Annotated in this window: 17 protein-coding genes; 16 read left to right on the top strand and 1 reads right to left on the bottom strand. The window is 38.6% G+C overall.

What is annotated here, in order from left to right:
* The 12 genes from AC058W_RS04620 to AC058W_RS04675 all read left to right on the top strand — a co-directional run.
* Positions 1 to 347, top strand: a 347-nt coding sequence (locus AC058W_RS04620) for a sensor histidine kinase (protein WP_479389771.1), incomplete at its 5' end; no start/stop codon positions are given.
* Position 348: 1 nt separating this feature from the next.
* Positions 349 to 1,866, top strand: coding sequence for a response regulator (locus AC058W_RS04625; RefSeq protein ID WP_178760984.1), 1,518 nt, complete (start codon positions 349 to 351; stop codon positions 1,864 to 1,866).
* A gap of 124 nt (positions 1,867 to 1,990) precedes the next feature.
* A complete protein-coding gene (locus AC058W_RS04630) occupies positions 1,991 to 3,289 on the top strand; it encodes an extracellular solute-binding protein (RefSeq protein WP_118576093.1) in 1,299 nt (432 codons plus the stop codon).
* A gap of 70 nt (positions 3,290 to 3,359) precedes the next feature.
* Positions 3,360 to 4,232: a carbohydrate ABC transporter permease gene (locus AC058W_RS04635; RefSeq protein WP_118330967.1), complete on the top strand. Its 873-nt coding sequence runs from the start codon at positions 3,360 to 3,362 to the stop codon at positions 4,230 to 4,232.
* Positions 4,233 to 4,234: 2 nt separating this feature from the next.
* The gene (locus AC058W_RS04640) at positions 4,235 to 5,074 is read left to right on the top strand and encodes a carbohydrate ABC transporter permease (protein WP_118576084.1); all 840 of its coding nucleotides are present in this window, start codon (positions 4,235 to 4,237) and stop codon (positions 5,072 to 5,074) included.
* A 7-nt stretch (positions 5,075 to 5,081) separates the two neighbouring features.
* Positions 5,082 to 6,614, top strand: coding sequence for an alpha-L-arabinofuranosidase C-terminal domain-containing protein (locus tag AC058W_RS04645; RefSeq protein ID WP_118610025.1), 1,533 nt, complete (start codon positions 5,082 to 5,084; stop codon positions 6,612 to 6,614).
* 4 nt (positions 6,615 to 6,618) lie between these two features.
* Positions 6,619 to 7,998, top strand: a complete 1,380-nt coding sequence (locus tag AC058W_RS04650) for a carboxylesterase/lipase family protein (protein WP_118610024.1) — start codon at positions 6,619 to 6,621, stop codon at positions 7,996 to 7,998.
* Between the two features lie 2 nt (positions 7,999 to 8,000).
* Positions 8,001 to 8,891 carry an alpha/beta hydrolase gene (locus tag AC058W_RS04655; RefSeq protein ID WP_118610023.1) on the top strand — a complete coding sequence of 297 codons (891 nt, stop codon included), beginning with the start codon at positions 8,001 to 8,003 and terminating at the stop codon, positions 8,889 to 8,891.
* Positions 8,892 to 8,928: 37 nt separating this feature from the next.
* Positions 8,929 to 11,049 (top strand): glycoside hydrolase family 3 C-terminal domain-containing protein, encoded by a 2,121-nt coding sequence (locus tag AC058W_RS04660; protein ID WP_118330972.1) that lies wholly within the window; start codon positions 8,929 to 8,931, stop codon positions 11,047 to 11,049.
* 166 nt (positions 11,050 to 11,215) lie between these two features.
* The gene (locus tag AC058W_RS04665; RefSeq protein ID WP_118610022.1) at positions 11,216 to 11,770 is read left to right on the top strand and encodes an alpha/beta hydrolase; all 555 of its coding nucleotides are present in this window, start codon (positions 11,216 to 11,218) and stop codon (positions 11,768 to 11,770) included.
* Between the two features lie 156 nt (positions 11,771 to 11,926).
* On the top strand, positions 11,927 to 12,550 hold the full coding sequence (locus tag AC058W_RS04670) for a helix-turn-helix domain-containing protein (protein WP_118610028.1): 624 nt from the start codon (positions 11,927 to 11,929) through the stop codon (positions 12,548 to 12,550).
* Between the two features lie 6 nt (positions 12,551 to 12,556).
* The gene (locus AC058W_RS04675) at positions 12,557 to 13,378 is read left to right on the top strand and encodes a HipA domain-containing protein (RefSeq protein WP_118610021.1); all 822 of its coding nucleotides are present in this window, start codon (positions 12,557 to 12,559) and stop codon (positions 13,376 to 13,378) included.
* A 114-nt stretch (positions 13,379 to 13,492) separates the two neighbouring features.
* Here AC058W_RS04675 and AC058W_RS04680 read toward each other — a convergent pair whose 3' ends face one another.
* Positions 13,493 to 13,666, bottom strand: coding sequence for a hypothetical protein (locus AC058W_RS04680; protein ID WP_008706056.1), 174 nt, complete (start codon positions 13,664 to 13,666; stop codon positions 13,493 to 13,495).
* A 180-nt stretch (positions 13,667 to 13,846) separates the two neighbouring features.
* Between AC058W_RS04680 and AC058W_RS04685 the strand changes: the two genes are divergently transcribed.
* The 4 genes from AC058W_RS04685 to AC058W_RS04700 all read left to right on the top strand — a co-directional run bounded on the left by AC058W_RS04685 (position 13,847) and on the right by AC058W_RS04700 (position 17,028).
* Positions 13,847 to 14,062 (top strand): hypothetical protein, encoded by a 216-nt coding sequence (locus AC058W_RS04685; RefSeq protein WP_055058338.1) that lies wholly within the window; start codon positions 13,847 to 13,849, stop codon positions 14,060 to 14,062.
* Positions 14,062 to 14,961, top strand: coding sequence for a hypothetical protein (locus AC058W_RS04690; protein WP_118610020.1), 900 nt, complete (start codon positions 14,062 to 14,064; stop codon positions 14,959 to 14,961). Before AC058W_RS04685 ends, AC058W_RS04690 begins: the two co-directional genes overlap by 1 nt.
* Before the next feature lie 201 nt (positions 14,962 to 15,162).
* Positions 15,163 to 15,492: a PadR family transcriptional regulator gene (locus tag AC058W_RS04695; protein ID WP_117677267.1), complete on the top strand. Its 330-nt coding sequence runs from the start codon at positions 15,163 to 15,165 to the stop codon at positions 15,490 to 15,492.
* 3 nt (positions 15,493 to 15,495) lie between these two features.
* Complete coding sequence (locus AC058W_RS04700) at positions 15,496 to 17,028, top strand: FtsW/RodA/SpoVE family cell cycle protein (protein WP_118610019.1); 1,533 nt, start codon at positions 15,496 to 15,498, stop codon at positions 17,026 to 17,028.
* Positions 17,029 to 17,623 lie beyond the last annotated feature (595 nt).

Below are 17,623 nucleotides of genomic sequence, written 5' to 3' on the forward strand. Positions count from 1 at the left end.
GGGAGCATGTCACAATTCCTAAATTAACAATTCAACCTTTGGTTGAAAATTCATTTCAGCATGGAATACGAATACAGGAAAAATATGGATATATCCAGGTTAATGTCCAAAGAGAGAATGATAAGATACATATTTCTGTTATAGACAATGGACAGGGAATACCGGATAATATTATCAAGGAGATGGAAGAGGGAAAAGTCCCGGATGAAAAGCGCAGTCTGGGTTTGAGAGGAACTGTTCAGAGGCTGAAGGTAATATATGAAGATGCATTTTCATATGAAATTCATAATGAAACGATGTCAGAAATTCATATTTATATAAACTGTAATGTGTTGGGAGAAAAGTGAAATGAAAAAGTTGAAGGTAATTGTTATTGATGACGAAATGCTGATAAGAAAATTGATTCGTATGAAAATGGATACAAAAAGGCTGAATCTTGAAGTGGCAGGGGAATATGCCAATGGTGCGGCTGCATTGCAGGAACTGAGGGAAATACGTCCGGATATTGTAATCAGTGATATTTGTATGCCGGAAGCGGATGGACTGTTATTCAGTGAGGAATGTGTAAAACTTTTTCCTGAGATAAAAATAATACTGGTTACGGGATATGATGATTTTGAATATGCCAGAAGAGGTATTAAAGCGGGTGTATTTGATTATCTGCTGAAACCGATTCAGGAAGAGGAATTAAATAATGCTCTGGAGCGTGCGACTGAGCAGATTCTTAAAGCTCGTGGACAAAAAGAAAAACAAAGCCGGTTTCTGTATGAGATACAAAAAAACAAAGTGGCTTTAAGAGATATTTACCTGAATCATATTCTGAGCCAGAACCAGAATATAGAAGAGATGAAAGAAAGCCTTCTGGAGTATGGCATAAATATAGAAGAAAAATCTTCCAGAGAGATACAACTGGGACTGATTGTGGTAGAAGAAGGATTTTATGAGCCGGAAGTGATTATGCAGATTATGGAAGAAGCAAAAACTTTTTTCCAGAGTGATGAAGGAATTATTGTATTAAAGGATTTATGGAATCGGATTGTGATCATTTCTGAATGTGAAGGAATTCCTTTTGCAGAATGTCTGGATATTCTGAATTCTCTTATAAAAACGAAATATAAATGCCGCCTGTTTGTGGGAATTTCCGGAAAGTTTTCAGGATGGAGAGAAATACATATGGCATATCTGGATGCGCTGAAGTTTATACAGGATAAACGCATGGGGGAAAACAAAAAAAATACAGAAGATTTAAGAGCGTGGAAACAGATAGAAAATGCTGTTCGGAGGGGGAATATCGAAGAAGCTCAAAGGTTGGGGCAAATGATTCTGGATAATGAGGAAACTGACTTAGTGGAAGTGAACTTAAGACTTCAGACAAGATTTCAAAAACTCTGTATTGATCTGGAATTTAGTCAGAATAATCTTATGTTTTTGAAGGAGATTGCATGGGTTTATACAAAGGAACAGATAAAATATTGTGTTGGAAATATTATAACTGAATTGGTGATCAGAAGGAAAATTAACTCTGGAGACAATAACAGTGAAGTGATTGAAGAAATACTAAAATATATGATTCATCATATGGGGGAAGAAGCAAGCCTGAATTTTCTGGCTGAGAAATTTTCTCTGAGCAGCTGTTATTTAAGCAAACTGATTAGAAACTTTACCGGAAAAAAATATGTGGAACTTTTATCAGATATCAGGCTTTTGAAACTGTTGGAAATGATTCATACCACAAATATGAAAGATTATGATATTGGAACCATGATCGGAATCCAGGATCCTCATTATCTGAGTATCTGGTTTAAAAAAATGATGGGACTTTCTGTTACGGAATATCGAAAGTGTATCAGTGAAAAAACAAAATAATGAAATTCAATCAGTAAAAAGGACAAGAAAATGAAACATTTATAAAGGTTTTATGAATGTATTTTCCTGTCTTTTTTCTTTATACTTACAGTATCACAAAAACAAATCAAAAGGAGATCGGAAAATGAAAAGGACATTGAAAAAAACAGGAGCTCTTTTACTTGCTGCCGGTTTAGCTGTTTCGTCAACAGCACCTGCAATGGCAAAGGATAAAGAAGAGCAGATCACACTTACAATCTGGCATCAGTCAGTAGCAGACACTGACCCGGTTAAAAAAATTATTGAGGATTCTGTGGAAGAATACCATGAATTACATCCCAATGTTACGATCGAGCAGGATGGGGTTACCGGTGAACAGTACAAAACAAAAATCAAGACAGCATTTGCAGCAGGAGAAGCACCGGATATTTCCTATATGTTCAGCGGCGGAAGTTTTGTAAAACCTTATATTGATGCGGGATATCTGATGCCAATTGATGATTATGTAAGTGAAGATACTTTAAACAGTGTACTTCCGGGAATGTTGGATGGATGCACTTTTGATGGAAAACTTTATACACTGCCGACTGTAACATTCCTTGCAAATTTATACTGTAATACAGAAATGTTTGAAAAAGCAGGAGCAGAGATTCCGACAAACTGGGATGAATTGTTGGATGCAGTTGCAAAATTAAAAGATGCAGGTTATACACCGATTATTCTGGGTGAAAAAGACAGATGGCCAGGTATGTATCTGTACGATATCATTTCTGCAAGAACAGCTGGGAATGCAGGTCTGGAAGAAGCTTTTGCTGATCCGGCTAAGTTTAATACAAAGCCATTTGTCGAAGCTGCAGAAAAACTTCAGGAACTGGTAGAAGCAGGAGCTTTCAATGACAGTATGATGAGCATGAGTTATGATGAGATGGTAGAGGGATTTGCAGCAGGACAGGGAGCAATGCTTTATCAGGCAAACTGGACACATCCGTCTATTCAGGCCGACACATCTGCAACCAATGGTAAAGTAAAATGTGTGGCATTTCCTGTAATTGAAGGTGGTGCGGGAAGCATTACAGAATTTTCAGGTGGAAGTTCTGATGGATATTATATCAATTCAGACTGTGAGCATCCAAAGGAAGCTGTGGAATACCTGGAATACCTGAGCCATAAAATCGGTCAGGTAGGATATGAACAGGGAGCAGGTCTTCCATGTTGGGATACTTCTGATGTTGATACTTCAGAATTAACTCCACTGGATACAGAATCAGCAGCTCTGATGGAAACAGGAACTTCTTACATTTCATGGTGGGATAATATTCTTTCAGCAGAAGATTCCGAAACTTATAAAGATTTGCTTGCTCAGTTAATGGCAATGAAAATTACACCGGAAGAATTCTGTGAGAGTATGTCAAAACTCAGCCCGTCAGAATTTTATTCCAAATAAATATTTATAAAAGGACTATATTTATTTGTAGTCCTTTTTCTTTAAGACTTGATATGTTAAGGAGCGGAAAATGCAGAAAATATTATCAAATAAAAAAGCCATTGCGTTATTTATGCTTCCTACAATGCTTTTGATTGGTGTTTTGGTTATTGTTCCAATCGGAATGTCTGTATATTACAGCTTACTGAATTGGGATGGTATCGGAAAAAGTATTTTTGTAGGACTGAGAAACTATAAAGACCTGATTTCTGATGAGCGATTTTTAAATTCTGTAAAAAATTCATTGTTATATGCCTGTTGCTCTCTGTGTATACAGCTTCCATTTTCTTTACTGCTTGCCATTGTTGTTGCAAATGTAAAAAAAGGTGAAAAATTTTACCGTACAACATTTTTTATTCCGGTTATTATTTCAAGTGTGGTAATTGGACAGTTATGGCAGAAAATTTACAATGGTGATTATGGTCTCTTAAATTCTCTTCTTTCTATGATCGGAATACAGGGACAGGACTGGATCGGTCAGGAAAGTACTGCATTGGTTTCCGCATTTATTCCAAACTTATGGCAGTACATAGGATATCATATGCTGATTATGTATGCCGGAATTAAATCAATATCTCCGGATATCAATGAGGCTGCAAGAATTGATGGTGCAAGCAAGACTCAGATTGCATTTAAGATTACCATTCCATTATTGAAACCGGTATTACAGGTATGTGCTACTTTTTCTCTGATCGGGGCACTTAAGATTTTTGATCTGATCTATGTTCTTACAGGCGGTGGTCCATTCTTCTCTACAGAGGTGCCGACAATTTATATGTATAAAACAATATTTGACTCCTTTAAATATGGATACGGAAGTGCCATTGCGATATTTGTAATTATAGAGTGTCTGATTTTAACAGGTGTACTTCGGTTATTGTTCAGAGATAAGGAGAAGGCGTAATTATGACTAAAAAAAAGATAAAAAACGGAAAAACTATAATCACACATATACTGTTAATGATTTTTGCGCTTATTCAGATTTATCCGTTATTCTGGCTGTTTGAATTTTCGCTGAAAGATAACAGTGAGATTTTTGGTGGAAATATTGCAGGTCTTCCGCAGCACTGGAGATTTGGGAATTATGTAACTGCTTTCTTTCAGGCCAACATTATGCAGTATTTCTTCAACAGTGTTCTGGTCACAGTTATTACAATTATACTGACAGTTATCATAGCAGCAATGTCATCTTATGCAATTTCAAGAATGATCTGGAAAGGCCGTGAATTGACATTAAAGCTTGTTCTTATGGGAATGATGGTGCCGATTCATGCGGCAATGCTTCCTCTGTTTATTATTTTAAGTAAGGCACATATGCTGAATTCATATGTATCATTGATTATTCCGTATATTGCATTTGGACTTCCGATGGCAATTTATCTGTTTATAAGTTTTATGGAATCTTTACCAAGAGAAATGGAGGAAGCGGCTGCGATTGATGGATGTGGAATTTATCAGATGTTTTTTAAAATTATTTTTCCACTGATTCGTCCGGCAATCGCGACAGTAAGCATCTTTACTTTTATTTCTTCATGGAATGAGTTGATGTTTGCAGTTACATTTATTAATAAATCTCAATATAAAACACTGACTGTTGGAATTATGTCCATGGTAGGAGCTTATACAACTAAGTGGGGGGAAATTGGCGCTGGTCTTATGATAGCTACGATTCCTACGGTTATTATGTATTTGCTGTTAAGCGAGCAGGTACAGCAGAGCCTTGTTGCCGGTGCCGTGAAAGGATGATAAAGAGATGAATAAGAATGTAAAATTGACGGTATATGCAGATCATACCAGAAATAAGATCAGCAAAAATATTTTTGGACATTTTATGGAACATTCTGCAGATGTGATTTATGGAAGCGTATATGATCCGGAAAGCAGATTTGCAGATGAAGATGGATTCCGAAAAGATGTGCTGGAAGTATTAAAAGAAGTTCAGGTTCCGATGCTAAGATATCCTGGAGGAAATTTTGTTTCTAATTATCATTGGGAAGATGGAATCGGACCAAAGGAAAAAAGACCAAAAGTATTTGACTATGCATGGCTGGCGGAAGATGACAATCGCATGGGTACTGTAGAATTTATAAAACTGTGTGAGAAGACAGGCGCAGAACCTTACCTTTGTGTGAACATGGGAAGTGGAACGGCTGAAGAAGCTATGCATTGGGTGGAATTTTGTAACGGAACAGGTGATACAAAGTATGCGAACATGAGAAGAGAATTGGGATATGAGGAACCTTTCCATGTAAAATACTGGGGACTTGGAAATGAGATGTATGGTGACTGGCAGTTTGGAGCGTGCAGTGCAGAAGAATATGCAAAAAAAGCTCTGGATTTTGCGAAAGCGATGAAATGGATGGATCCATCTATTGAACTGGTCGCATGCGGATATGATCTGGGAAGCGACTGGAATTATGAGGTTGCCAGAGTGCTGAAACCATTGATCAGTCATATCGCAATTCATCATTATTCCATTGGATATGATATTTTCAAAGAAGAAGATTATAACCAGTGCATGTATATTCCTGATTACCTGACAAAATTGACGAATGTGGCAAAGGCTTCTATTGTTGCAGGAACGAATGATGCGCTTACAGATATTAAGGTTGCCTGGGATGAATGGAATACACACGCATGGAACTTTGAAAGAGATAAGAATGACTGTAACTACACATTGAAAAACACTATTTTGACAGCAGGTATTTTACACTCATTTATTCGAAGTAGTGATGTTGTGGAAATTGCAAGCTATTCTCCATTTGTCAATGTATGTGGAGCCATTGCGACAGATGCAGAGGGAGTTCTTAAAAGAGCCCAGTACTATGTGTTTGAATTATTTTCCAAAGTATTCAGACAGTGTGATGGGTATGTCGAGACACATATGGAGGGAGAAACATACAGCCTTCCGGAAGTCATTGATTATTCAAACAGAAAAGCAGAAGCTAAATTTGCACTGGATGCGAAGAGTGCACAGAGAATTGTAAAAACCAATTATATTGACTGTGTTGCTGCGATAAATGATAATCATTCCAGAATGAGTATTTCTCTTATTAATAAAAACAGTGAAGATGGTTATGAGGTAGAACTGTCAGTATTGGGTAGCAAAGTGCAGTGGAATACAGGAAAATGCTATCAGATTTATCATGATGATTTTGAGGCTTACAACACCAGAGAGAATCCGGAAAATGTATCCGTAAAAGAAGCAGAAGGAATATTGAATGGTCAGAATATTCATCTGAATCCACATTCCATAACAGTAATTGTAGTTGAATTGGAGAAATAAATTAATGATAAAAACAGCTAAAATAAGGAATGGTTATGTGAGGGGATCTGCAGCAGCAGATCCCAGAATTATATCCTTTAAAGGAATTCCTTATGCACAGTCACCAACAGGGGAAAATCGCTGGCGTGCTCCCAGACCGTGTGAAGACTGGAATGGAGTCAGAGAGTGTATTGAATTTTCACCAATCTGTATGCAGAGCATTCCAGGATTGGATAAGGAAAACATTTATACAAAAGAGTGGAATGTAGACAGCGAGATTCCGATGAGTGAGGATTCTCTTTACTTAAACGTCTGGACTCCTGCGCATACACCAGATGACAGACTGCCGGTATTTATCTGGATACATGGAGGAGCACTTCAGTGGGGAAATACGGCAGAAATGGAATTTGATGGAGAACGTCTGGCACGAAGAGGGATTGTAGTCGTTACTATAAATTACAGGTTGAATGTATTTGGCTTTCTGGCACATCCGGATATGCTGGATGGAAAAGGAGATATGAATGTTGGAAATCTGGACCAACAACTTGCAATCAAATGGACAAAAGAAAACATCCAGGCTTTTGGAGGTAATCCCGAACGTATTACGATTGGTGGACAGTCGGCTGGAGGTGGAAGTGTTCTTACACAGATGAACTGTATGGAAAATAAAGGGTATATACAGGGTGCAATTATAGAAAGCGGTATGTTTGGGCTGCCATTTAAGATGGGATTTCCGGTTTCTCAGGAAGAAGCCATGGAATGGGGAAAACAGTTCCTGAATCTTTTGGGAGTGTCTACGCTTGAAGAAGCGAGGAAACTTCCGGCTTCTTATATCAGAGACAAAAATGATGAGTTTGGAAAATTATGGGGAACGGTAAATGATGGTATTTTTCAAAAGAATCATTACTTCCGGAATATAACATCAGGAAAATTCCCTGACATCCCAATTATGACCGGATGGACGGAAAATGAGTTTATTGTGGATGGAATCAATGCAGTGGAAGTTGGAACAAGAGCTTTCTGTGAATTACTGGAAGAGAATCAGTATCAGAGTCCGCATTATGTCTATAAATTTGGCGGTGATATTCCGGGAGAAGATCATCCGGGAGCCTTTCACTCCTCTGATTTGTGGTTCTTTTTTGAGACTCTTGCAAAATGTTGGAGACCGTTTACAGGAAAACATTATGATCTTTCCAGACAGATGTGTAATTATTGGTCTAATTTTATAAAGTGCGGAAATCCAAACGGAACGGACTGTACAGGAATTCCAATGGAAGACTGGATACCTTTTGATATACAGGATTCGAACCTGATGTCTTTTTACGAAAAAATGAAAGCGCAGAAAAAATCAGCAGATCAGCAGGTGCGTTTCTATATAGAAAAAGAGAAAAAGGCACATGAATAGAAATGGAAAGCAAAAAAGAAAATATATATGAATTTCTCTGCCAGATACCAAGAGTAGATTTTTATCAGAAAAATCTGCATTATCTTCCGGCAGTTTATTATGGACAGGAACATCCGAGACAGTATATGGAATGTTTTTATAAAGACGGATGTGAAAACATGCCGGTTATTATATGGATTCACGGAGGTGCGTGGGATGATGAATTTCTTACTGCATCTTATCGACCGGAAATCACACTGGCAAAACTTGCAGAAAAGGGATATTTTATTGCATGTCTGGAATATCGTCTGGCCAGGTATGCAGCTTTACCGGCATGTCTGGAAGACTGCCAGATGGCAATTGAGTATCTGCGAAAAACTGCCGACATTTATCATATTGACCCACAAAAGATAGGGCTTTGGGGAGAATCAGCAGGTGCTCATATTGCGTGTATGGTTGGAAGCAACTATAATAATAAAAAAATGATGCCTGTGCAGGGAATTGTATCATTTTATTGTCCATCTGATCTGACAGAAATGCTGAAAGAACAAAATAACATTCCTGGCTTTCTTGTAAATATACTGCCGGATTTTTCATCTTTGGAAAAACCAGAACTAATTTTACGAAGAGAAACAGCTGGTTCACTGACAGAAAAACAAAGACAGAGTTTAAAAGTAATGAGTCCTGTTTCCTATGCAGACAAAAAAATGCTTCCACCGCTTCTGTTATTTCATGGAGATCAGGATAAAGTGGTATCCTATAGGCAGTCTTTTGAATACAAGAGAAGGCTGGAGGAGGCAGGCAATAAGGCTGAATTTGTTATGGTGCCAGGGCAGGGACATGGATTTTTTCAGGGGCAGATATACTATGACAAAGTAATAGAATTTTTTGAGAAAAATATAGCGGGCAGATAAACATGATAAGAAATAAGCAGATATAGGAGACTTAAATATGAACAGAGAAGAAGCACAGCAGAGAGCGCGTGCACTGGTAGCGAAGATGACTGTGGAAGAAAAGGCTTCACAGTTAAAATTTGATGCAGAAGCAATACCAAGACTTGGAATACCGGCATATAACTGGTGGAATGAAGCATTGCACGGTGTGGCGAGAGCCGGTACAGCAACGGTTTTTCCACAGGCAATTGGTTTAGCTGCAGCCTTTGATGCAGAAATGATGAAAGAAATCGGTTCTGTGATTGCAACAGAGGGACGTGCAAAATATAATGAAAACCAGAAATATGGAGACAGGGATATTTATAAAGGACTTACTTTCTGGGCACCGAATGTAAATATTTTCCGTGATCCAAGATGGGGAAGAGGTCATGAAACTTATGGAGAAGATCCATATCTTACATCACGTCTGGCGGTACCTTTTATTCAGGGACTCCAGAGTGATGGAGAATATATGAAAACAGCAGCCTGTGCAAAACATTTTGCTGTTCATTCCGGACCGGAGGCAAAGAGACATTTCTTTAATGCAGAGGCATCAAAAAAGGATATGGAAGAAACATATCTTCCTGCTTTTGAAGCCTGTGTAAAAGAGGGAAAAGTGGAAGCGGTTATGGGAGCCTATAATCGTACCAATGGGGAACCATGTTGTGCCAGCGAGGAATTGATGAATCATTATCTGCGTGGAAAATGGAAATTTCAGGGACATTATGTATCAGATTGCTGGGCAATCCGTGATTTCCACGAAAATCATAAGGTGACAGACAGACCGGAAGAATCCGTGAAAAAAGCTCTTGAAGCAGGATGCGACCTGAACTGTGGATGTACATATGAAAAGATTCTGAATGCTTACAGAGAAGGGATTATTGACGAAAAATATATCACAGAATCCTGTGTTCGTCTGTTTACTACAAGATTTTTACTTGGAATGTTTAATGAAACAGAATATGATAAAATCTCTTATCTGGAAGTGGAAAGCAAAGAACATCTGGAACTTGCAGAACAGGCGGCTACTGAGAGTATGGTATTGCTGAAAAATGATGGAATCCTTCCTCTGAAAAAAGAAGAAATCCATACGATCGGTATCATAGGACCGAATGCAAACAGCAGAAATTCTCTTATTGGAAATTATCATGGAACATCTTCAGAATATGTAACTGTACTGGAAGGTATGAAGCAGGCAGCCGGAGATCAGATCAGAGTGCTGTATTCAGAAGGTTGCCATTTGTGGAAGGATACGATTGAACATCTCGCTGCACCGGGACAGCCAGACCGGCTGGCAGAGGCACAGGCTGTTGCAGAATATTCAGATGTGGTGCTCCTGGTTGTGGGACTGGATGAAACTCTGGAAGGAGAAGAAGGAGATACCGGAAATTCAGATGCTTCCGGCGATAAAAAAGATCTGGAATTTCCTGAACCACAGAAAAAATTAATGGATCAAATACTGGAATGCAAAAAGCCGGTGATTCTGGTCAATATGACGGGAAGTGCTATGAATTTAAGCGTTGCAGAAGAAAAAGCAGCAGCAATTATTCAGGCATGGTATCCGGGTGCCAGAGGTGGAAAAGCTGTTTCCGATGTTATTTTTGGAGAGAAATCACCTTCTGGAAAACTGCCTGTAACATTTTATAAAGATACCTCAGATATTCCGGATTTTGAAGATTATTCAATGAAAAACAGAACTTACCGTTATTATACCGGAGAGCCGCTTTATCCATTTGGATACGGCCTTACCTATGGAAGATGCGTGGTAAATTCTGTGACAGCAGAAAAAGTATACGGTCAGGAAAAAGAGTTTAAAGGGGTAAAACTTTTTATAGAGACTGAAAATCAGAAAAATACAGAAACTGATGACGTATTACAGGTATATATTAAAGATCTGGACACAGAATATGCGGTATTGAATCCGACACTGGCAGCATTTAAAAGAATTCATTTGAATGGTAATGTCAGTGGAAAAACTGAGATTTTTGTTGATAAAAGGGCATTTACCAGTGTTGATGAAAACGGAAATCGAAAAATTACCGGGAAAAACTTTAAATTGTATACAGGATTTTCACAGCCGGATGCTCGTAGTGAAGTACTTACAGGAATAAAATGTAAAGAAATCCTTTGCCAGATATAAAATTCTTTATCTATAAAGTGAAAAGCTGCGTTATAATAATGAAAAAATACTGGGTTGGCAAAATGACAACTATTATCTGTAAAGCCTTAAAACAGTAGATGTAGTTATTAAAAAATGTTCTGGTAATCTGATAAAAAATGATAGAGAAATGACAAAGGAGAGCAAAATGAAACTGGCAGTATTTTTCCCTGGTATCGGGTATCATTGTGACAAGCCGCTTTTATATTATTCACGAAAGCTGGCGCAGGAATGTGGCTATGAAGAAACAATTGCATTAAGCTATAATTATGATGGCGGAAATATCCGGGGAAATGAAGAAAAAATGCAGCAGGCATTCGAAAGCCTTTATGAACAAGCGGAGAAAAGTCTTTCTGCCGTTGACTTTGACAAATATGATGAAATATTATTTGTCGCAAAAAGTGTAGGCACGATCATAGCATCTGCATATGCGGAGAAACACAGCATCAGATGCCGGCAGATACTATACACACCATTGAAATACACCTACAATTTTGCTCACAGAGATGCCATTGCCTTTATCGGAACTTCAGATCCATGGAGTATTGTTTCTGAAGTACAGGCTTTTTCTCAAAAACAGCAGGTGCCAATGTATACTTATGAAAATGCAAACCATTCACTGGAAACAACAGATACACTGGAAAACCTGAAAATTCTCCAGGATGTTATGGGGAAAACCAAGGGATTTTTGGAGCGGAAATAAGAAAAAGCATGTAATCATATTGAGTAGATATGGGCAGAGAAGTGTCAAGAAACTATTTCTTGACACTTCTTTTTGCTTCATGCTATACTCAATTACACAAACTGTTCTGTGTGAAAGTGGTTTCCATAATGTCTTTTTGAAGGTGGTGATATGAATATGAACTTTCGAGATCAGATACAGCAGATTTTTGGAACAACAGATATTCATGAACTGAAGCAGATATCCAGAGATGCTGACAATTACAGATGTTTGAAGGCAGATATGAATAACAGCAGTATTTCTGAAAAGAAGAAAAATACCGGAAGGAAAAATTCGTTTACAGAAGAGCAACTGGCACATATTTTGGCATTGCAGAACCGGGGAGAAAAAATTACAGATATTGCCAGACAGTATCACGTTTCCCGTCAGACGATTTACAGTCAGATAAAGCGAGCCTATAATTTTTCTGATGATCCGGATGTGAAAATGCGCATGAATTTCATGAATCATGATGAGCTGTGTACAACGATAGATATTGATTTCAGGCATGAAAAAATCAAGATTAAAAACTACACAGACCAGATTATTTTCCGTGCATTTGGAGTTGTAACTGATCCGGATTGGGATGATTTTGAATATTTTCTCGAAGAACGCTGTTTTCCCAGAACACGCGATCACAGGAAGGATATTCTGAGAGAGATGGGGCTTCCATTTTATGATCCGTTATTAATTATTGAAAAAACACAGGGGCGCATGTCAGATGATCATCAATGGATTATGATTCTGAAAAAGGAGGGCTGACCTAAAATGAAAATTCGCAATTTTGATGCATATTCTCCCTTGCATAAGAGCGGTCATACTTCCAAGGGAGATCAGCTCAAATGGAAAATTGATGACAGGTGGTATAAGGCTGATTATATGGGATGTGAAGGTTTATCTGAAGTTCTTGTATCTGACCTTTTGCAGAAGAGTACCTGTCCTTTCCCTTTTGTTGAGTATGAAGCAGCTGTAATTGAGTATAATGGGAAAATATTTCAGGGCTGTTCCAGTTTGGATTTTCTGAAAGCAGATCAGATTCTGATTCCGCTGGAAAAATTGTATCGTCGATATACAGGTGAAAGTCTGGCAGTAAAGCTCTCAGATTTTACAGATGTTTCAGAACGCATTCAGTACCTGGTAACTCAGGTGGAGAAAATTACTAAAATAGATAATTTTGGAGCGTATCTGACTGCAATGCTAGAAATAGATGCGTTTTTCATGAATGAGGACAGGCATACCAACAATATTGCGGTCATTTATAATGAAAAGACACAGAAATATGAACTGAGTCCTTTTTTTGATCAGGGACTTTGTATGTTTGCCGACATAAATCAGGATTATCCTATTGATCAGTCATTGGAATATTGTCTGGAAAAAATTGAGGCGAAGCCATTTAGCTCTGATTTCGATATACAGTTGGATGCAGCAGAAGAACTGTATGGCATTCAGATTGGTTTCCAATTTACCTTTAAAGATATTCAGATATACTTACAGAAGAATTCGGAAAATTATCCCAGAGAAGTAGTAAGACGCGTGGAGCAGCTGTTAAGAAGGCAGATGCGTAAATATGGATATCTGATGAAAAAATGATATTACAGAAAGTGTGTGAAGTTACAGGCAGGTAAAGGTGAAAAAAGTCACTTACCTGCCTTTTCGCTGTATTAGTAAACTTTTTGTAACGGCTGTGAGTCGGAGACTGCCAAATCAGTCAATGATACTATACTGCATCATTTCATAATGTAATCTGCATCCTTCTGTGATGTCAAAGGGCAGAAGTGCCCGTGCTACGAGTTTTAGTTCTTCTTCAGGCAGATCTGTTCTGCGAAGATGTGCATAGTCACCGTCAATAGATTCTACAATATAATCACAAACTAACATAAAAATCCTCCATTCACATTTTGCGTAATACAATAATCATAGATATAGAATACCACAGAGAAAACAAGTATCACAAGTCTCTTAGAGCATTTTTCAAACACGCTCCAGGATCATATAGACATAAAAAGAGGGCAGTGTTATAATTTTTCCTAAAGAAAATGCGATATGGGAGGTACCAGAATGTCTAAAGTTGTAAAGCTTTCATCCGTAATGGAACGGGAAGAAAAATTAAAGGAAATCTATGAAGGTCTGGAAGAAATAAAAGATCAGCTGACAGCACTGATCGATGAGTATGAAGAAGAGGAGACACACACAGGAAAAGCAGATGAACTGATCGAAGCCCTGGACGCTCTTGAGGATGCTTCGGAAACCATAGAGGATGTACTGGAAGATTAATGAAGGAGAAAGCATATTTTCACCTGCCCGGGCTGTTTGAATTTTATGAGCTGTACCGGATGTTCCTGCCTTTATTCCGAGAACACAGGGAATATTTTTACGACTGGTGTGAAATTGGCTCCATATATGGTGCTCCGGCAGATTGTATCTGGGGTGGAGGCAGGGCTGGCTTCGGAGAGAATGATCCGGAGGAGGTTCTTGAACTAATGCAGGAATATGGGATTTCTGCCCGGCTGACTTTCAGCAATTCCCTGCTTCGCCAGGAGCACCTTTCAGACAGAAAATGCAATGCGCTGTGCCGGTTGTTTGAGAGAAACAGAGAACCGCGAAACGGTGTGATCATTTATTCAGAACTGCTTTTGGAATATCTTAAGGAGCAGTATCCGGGACTCTATTTTGTTTCCTCCACTACCAAGGTTCTGACAGATTTTACACAGTTTGAAGAAGAAATCCGGAGAAAAGATTTCCGTTATGTTGTACCGGATTTCCGGCTAAACAAGACTTTTGATAAGTTAAATACATTGTCTCAGGCTGAGAAGGACAAAGTAGAATTTCTCTGCAATGAATGCTGTTGGTTCGGCTGCAGGGACAGAAAAGTCTGCTATGAAACGGTCAGCCGTAAAAATCTGGGTGAAAACTGTCCGGAGCATCACTGCAAGGCACCAGACGGGGCGAGGGGCTATCTTTTTTCAAAAGCTATGGAGAATCCAGGGTTTATTGGAATCAATGATATCCGGGATATCTATCTGCCAATGGGATTTTCAAATTTAAAAATAGAGGGCAGAGGACTCGGCAGTGCCCTGATACTGGAATTTCTGCTCTATTACATGACCAGACCGGAATACCAGATACATGTCAGAGAAAAAATCTATCTGGACAGTATGCTGGATCTGTTTTGAGAGAATTATACCACCGTATTGTGTTAATATATGACAATGCGGTGGTTTTCTGTCCGAAAAAGTATGTAGATACCTGAACTCGGTTGCCGTAGCAGTGAAGTTTTTAAAAAATATCCCAGAAACAGTTGACATAGTATACAGATTCTTATATTATATAGATAACCGATATATAGGAAGCCTATACAATAGGAGGTGAATACTATGGCAATTGAAAAATCACTGGTTTCCGGGAGTATGACAATGCTTATACTGAAATTGCTGTCAGAAAAGGACATGTATGGATATGAGATGATCGATACATTGCGGCAGAAATCTCAGAATGTGTTTGAACTGAAAGCAGGAACTTTGTATCCATTACTGCACAGTCTGGAGGATAAAGGATTTCTGACAGTATACGAACAGGAGGCAGCCGGAAAGACCAGAAAGTATTACAGCCTGACCAGACAGGGAAGGGGATTTCTGGAAAAGAAAGTAGAAGAATGGAAAGAGTATTCTGCAGCAGTGAGCAATGTGCTTGTAATGGAGGTGTGATCTATGGACGAATATCTGAAAACATTACTGGAACAGATTCGCTGTAAGAAAGCGCGGCCCTATGTAAAACAGGAATTTCAGGATCATATAGAAGATCAGATCGAGGCAAATATGCAGGCAGGCATGGATCGTGAACAGGCAGAGAGGGAAGCTGTCCGGGATATGGGAGATCCTGTGGAAACAGGAATCTCTCTTGACAGTGTCCACAGGCCTCAGGTTGCATGGAAACTTCTGGGGATAATCGTTCTTATCAGCATTGCAGGCGTTTTGATACATGCAGGGATTGCCGGAAAAATCAGTGAGAACGCTGCGGCCGGTTCGGACAGATATGTGTTCCATGTTGTGATCGGACTTGCAGTTATGATGATTTTATATCTTCTGGATTACACTGTACTGGCAAGATTTTCGAAAATAATTGCCGTCATTTTACTGTTTGCCTGCCTGGTTACTTTGTTGGGTGGCTATCAGTTAAATGGAGCAAGATACTTCATTGTGCTGCCAGGTGGAAGAGGAATATCCATGCAGACTCTGATGCTGTTTTATGTTCCCATATATGGAGCAATTTTGTATAAATATCATGGATGGGGATATAAGGGCTTGATGAGAGCAATCATATGGATGATTGCACCGGTTATATTGGTCTATGCCATGCCTGCGCTTATGCCGGCTTGCATGATGCTGGTATCTATGCTGGTTATGCTGACAATCGCAATTCAAAAGAACTGGTTTACTGTGAGAAAAAAGAAAGCCATCTGCGGAATCTGGGCTGGTTTTCTGGCTATGCCTGTGGCAGCTTTTCTGATCAGGTATCTGAGCAGCAGCCTGACAGAATATCAGATCTCACGTATACAGGCTATTTTTTCAGGTGGTGGAGAAGAGGATTATTTCACCGGAATGCTGCACTCATTCTGGCAGCAGAATAAATGGATAGGGAAAAGTGGATCAGATGTAATGGGAAATCTGCCGGCCTTTAATGCGGATTATATTTTGACCTATCTGTCATCTGTATATGGAACAATTGCAGTTATACTTTTATGCTGTGTTCTGGCAGTTTTGATTTTCGCAGTTTTTAACATCGCCATGAGACAGAAGAATCAGCTTGGAATGATGATGGGATGTGGATGCGGAATCGTATTTCTTATAAACTTTTTCATAAATATCCTGGAAAATCTGGGTATATTTCCACAATCAGTAACATTTCTTCCCTTTTTATCAGCAGGAGGAAGCTGCATTATAGTTTCCTATGGACTGATGGGGATTGTACTGAGTACATACAGATATAAAAATATCTATCCACGGCATCTGAAAATAGGTTTTAAATTCGATAAAACCAAAGCGAGAAAAGCTATGTATGTCTCAAAAATGTCCATGTGCATATTGACAGGAGGCACTGTTGCTGTTATGTGCATTGCCATATATTGGGATTTGTGTAAGGGTTATATGAATATTCCGTTTAAAATCGTAACCATTGTACTGACATTGCTTCTGGTTGGAAATATGAGAAAGATTGTGCAGCACAATGAAATGAACAGATAGAAAATGTAAGAAACTGTATTAAGAAAGATACCGCCATATTGATTGTGATAAGTCAATATGGCGGTATCTTTATCCGTTAACTATTTGGAGTAATTGACTGACGGTATAATTTCCGGAATACTTCATCTGCATTTTTGTCTTTCAGATAAATCGGTTAGGTACTCCCGTATTCGTTAAGTATAGTCCTCATTCGTGCCTTGAAAATGTCTTCGGCTGTTCTTTTTGCTTTTATCATTTGTAAGGATTTCCGTCTGTCCTCCTTTATATGCCTATTTTATCAGAATACACTCCATTTCTCCAGTCAGAAATTGTGAAAAGACAGGTTGACTTTTCGACAGTATATTGTTTACTCTGAAAAAAGAAAATTATTTTTATTAAAACTGCAACTTTACCATTCAAAATCCGTCTTATCTTATGAAGACAAAATAAAAGAAACGTGAGGTGAAAAAAGTGGAAGATACAGTAATTATCAATCTGTATTTTGACAGATCGGAAAAAGCCATACAGGCGACCGAAGAAAAGTATAGCAGGTACTGCTTCAGTATTGCCTGGAATGTTCTGTATGATAAGGAAGACTCCGATGAATGCGTCAATG

It is taken from the genome of Blautia sp. CGZ-1-C1 (assembly GCF_056504575.1).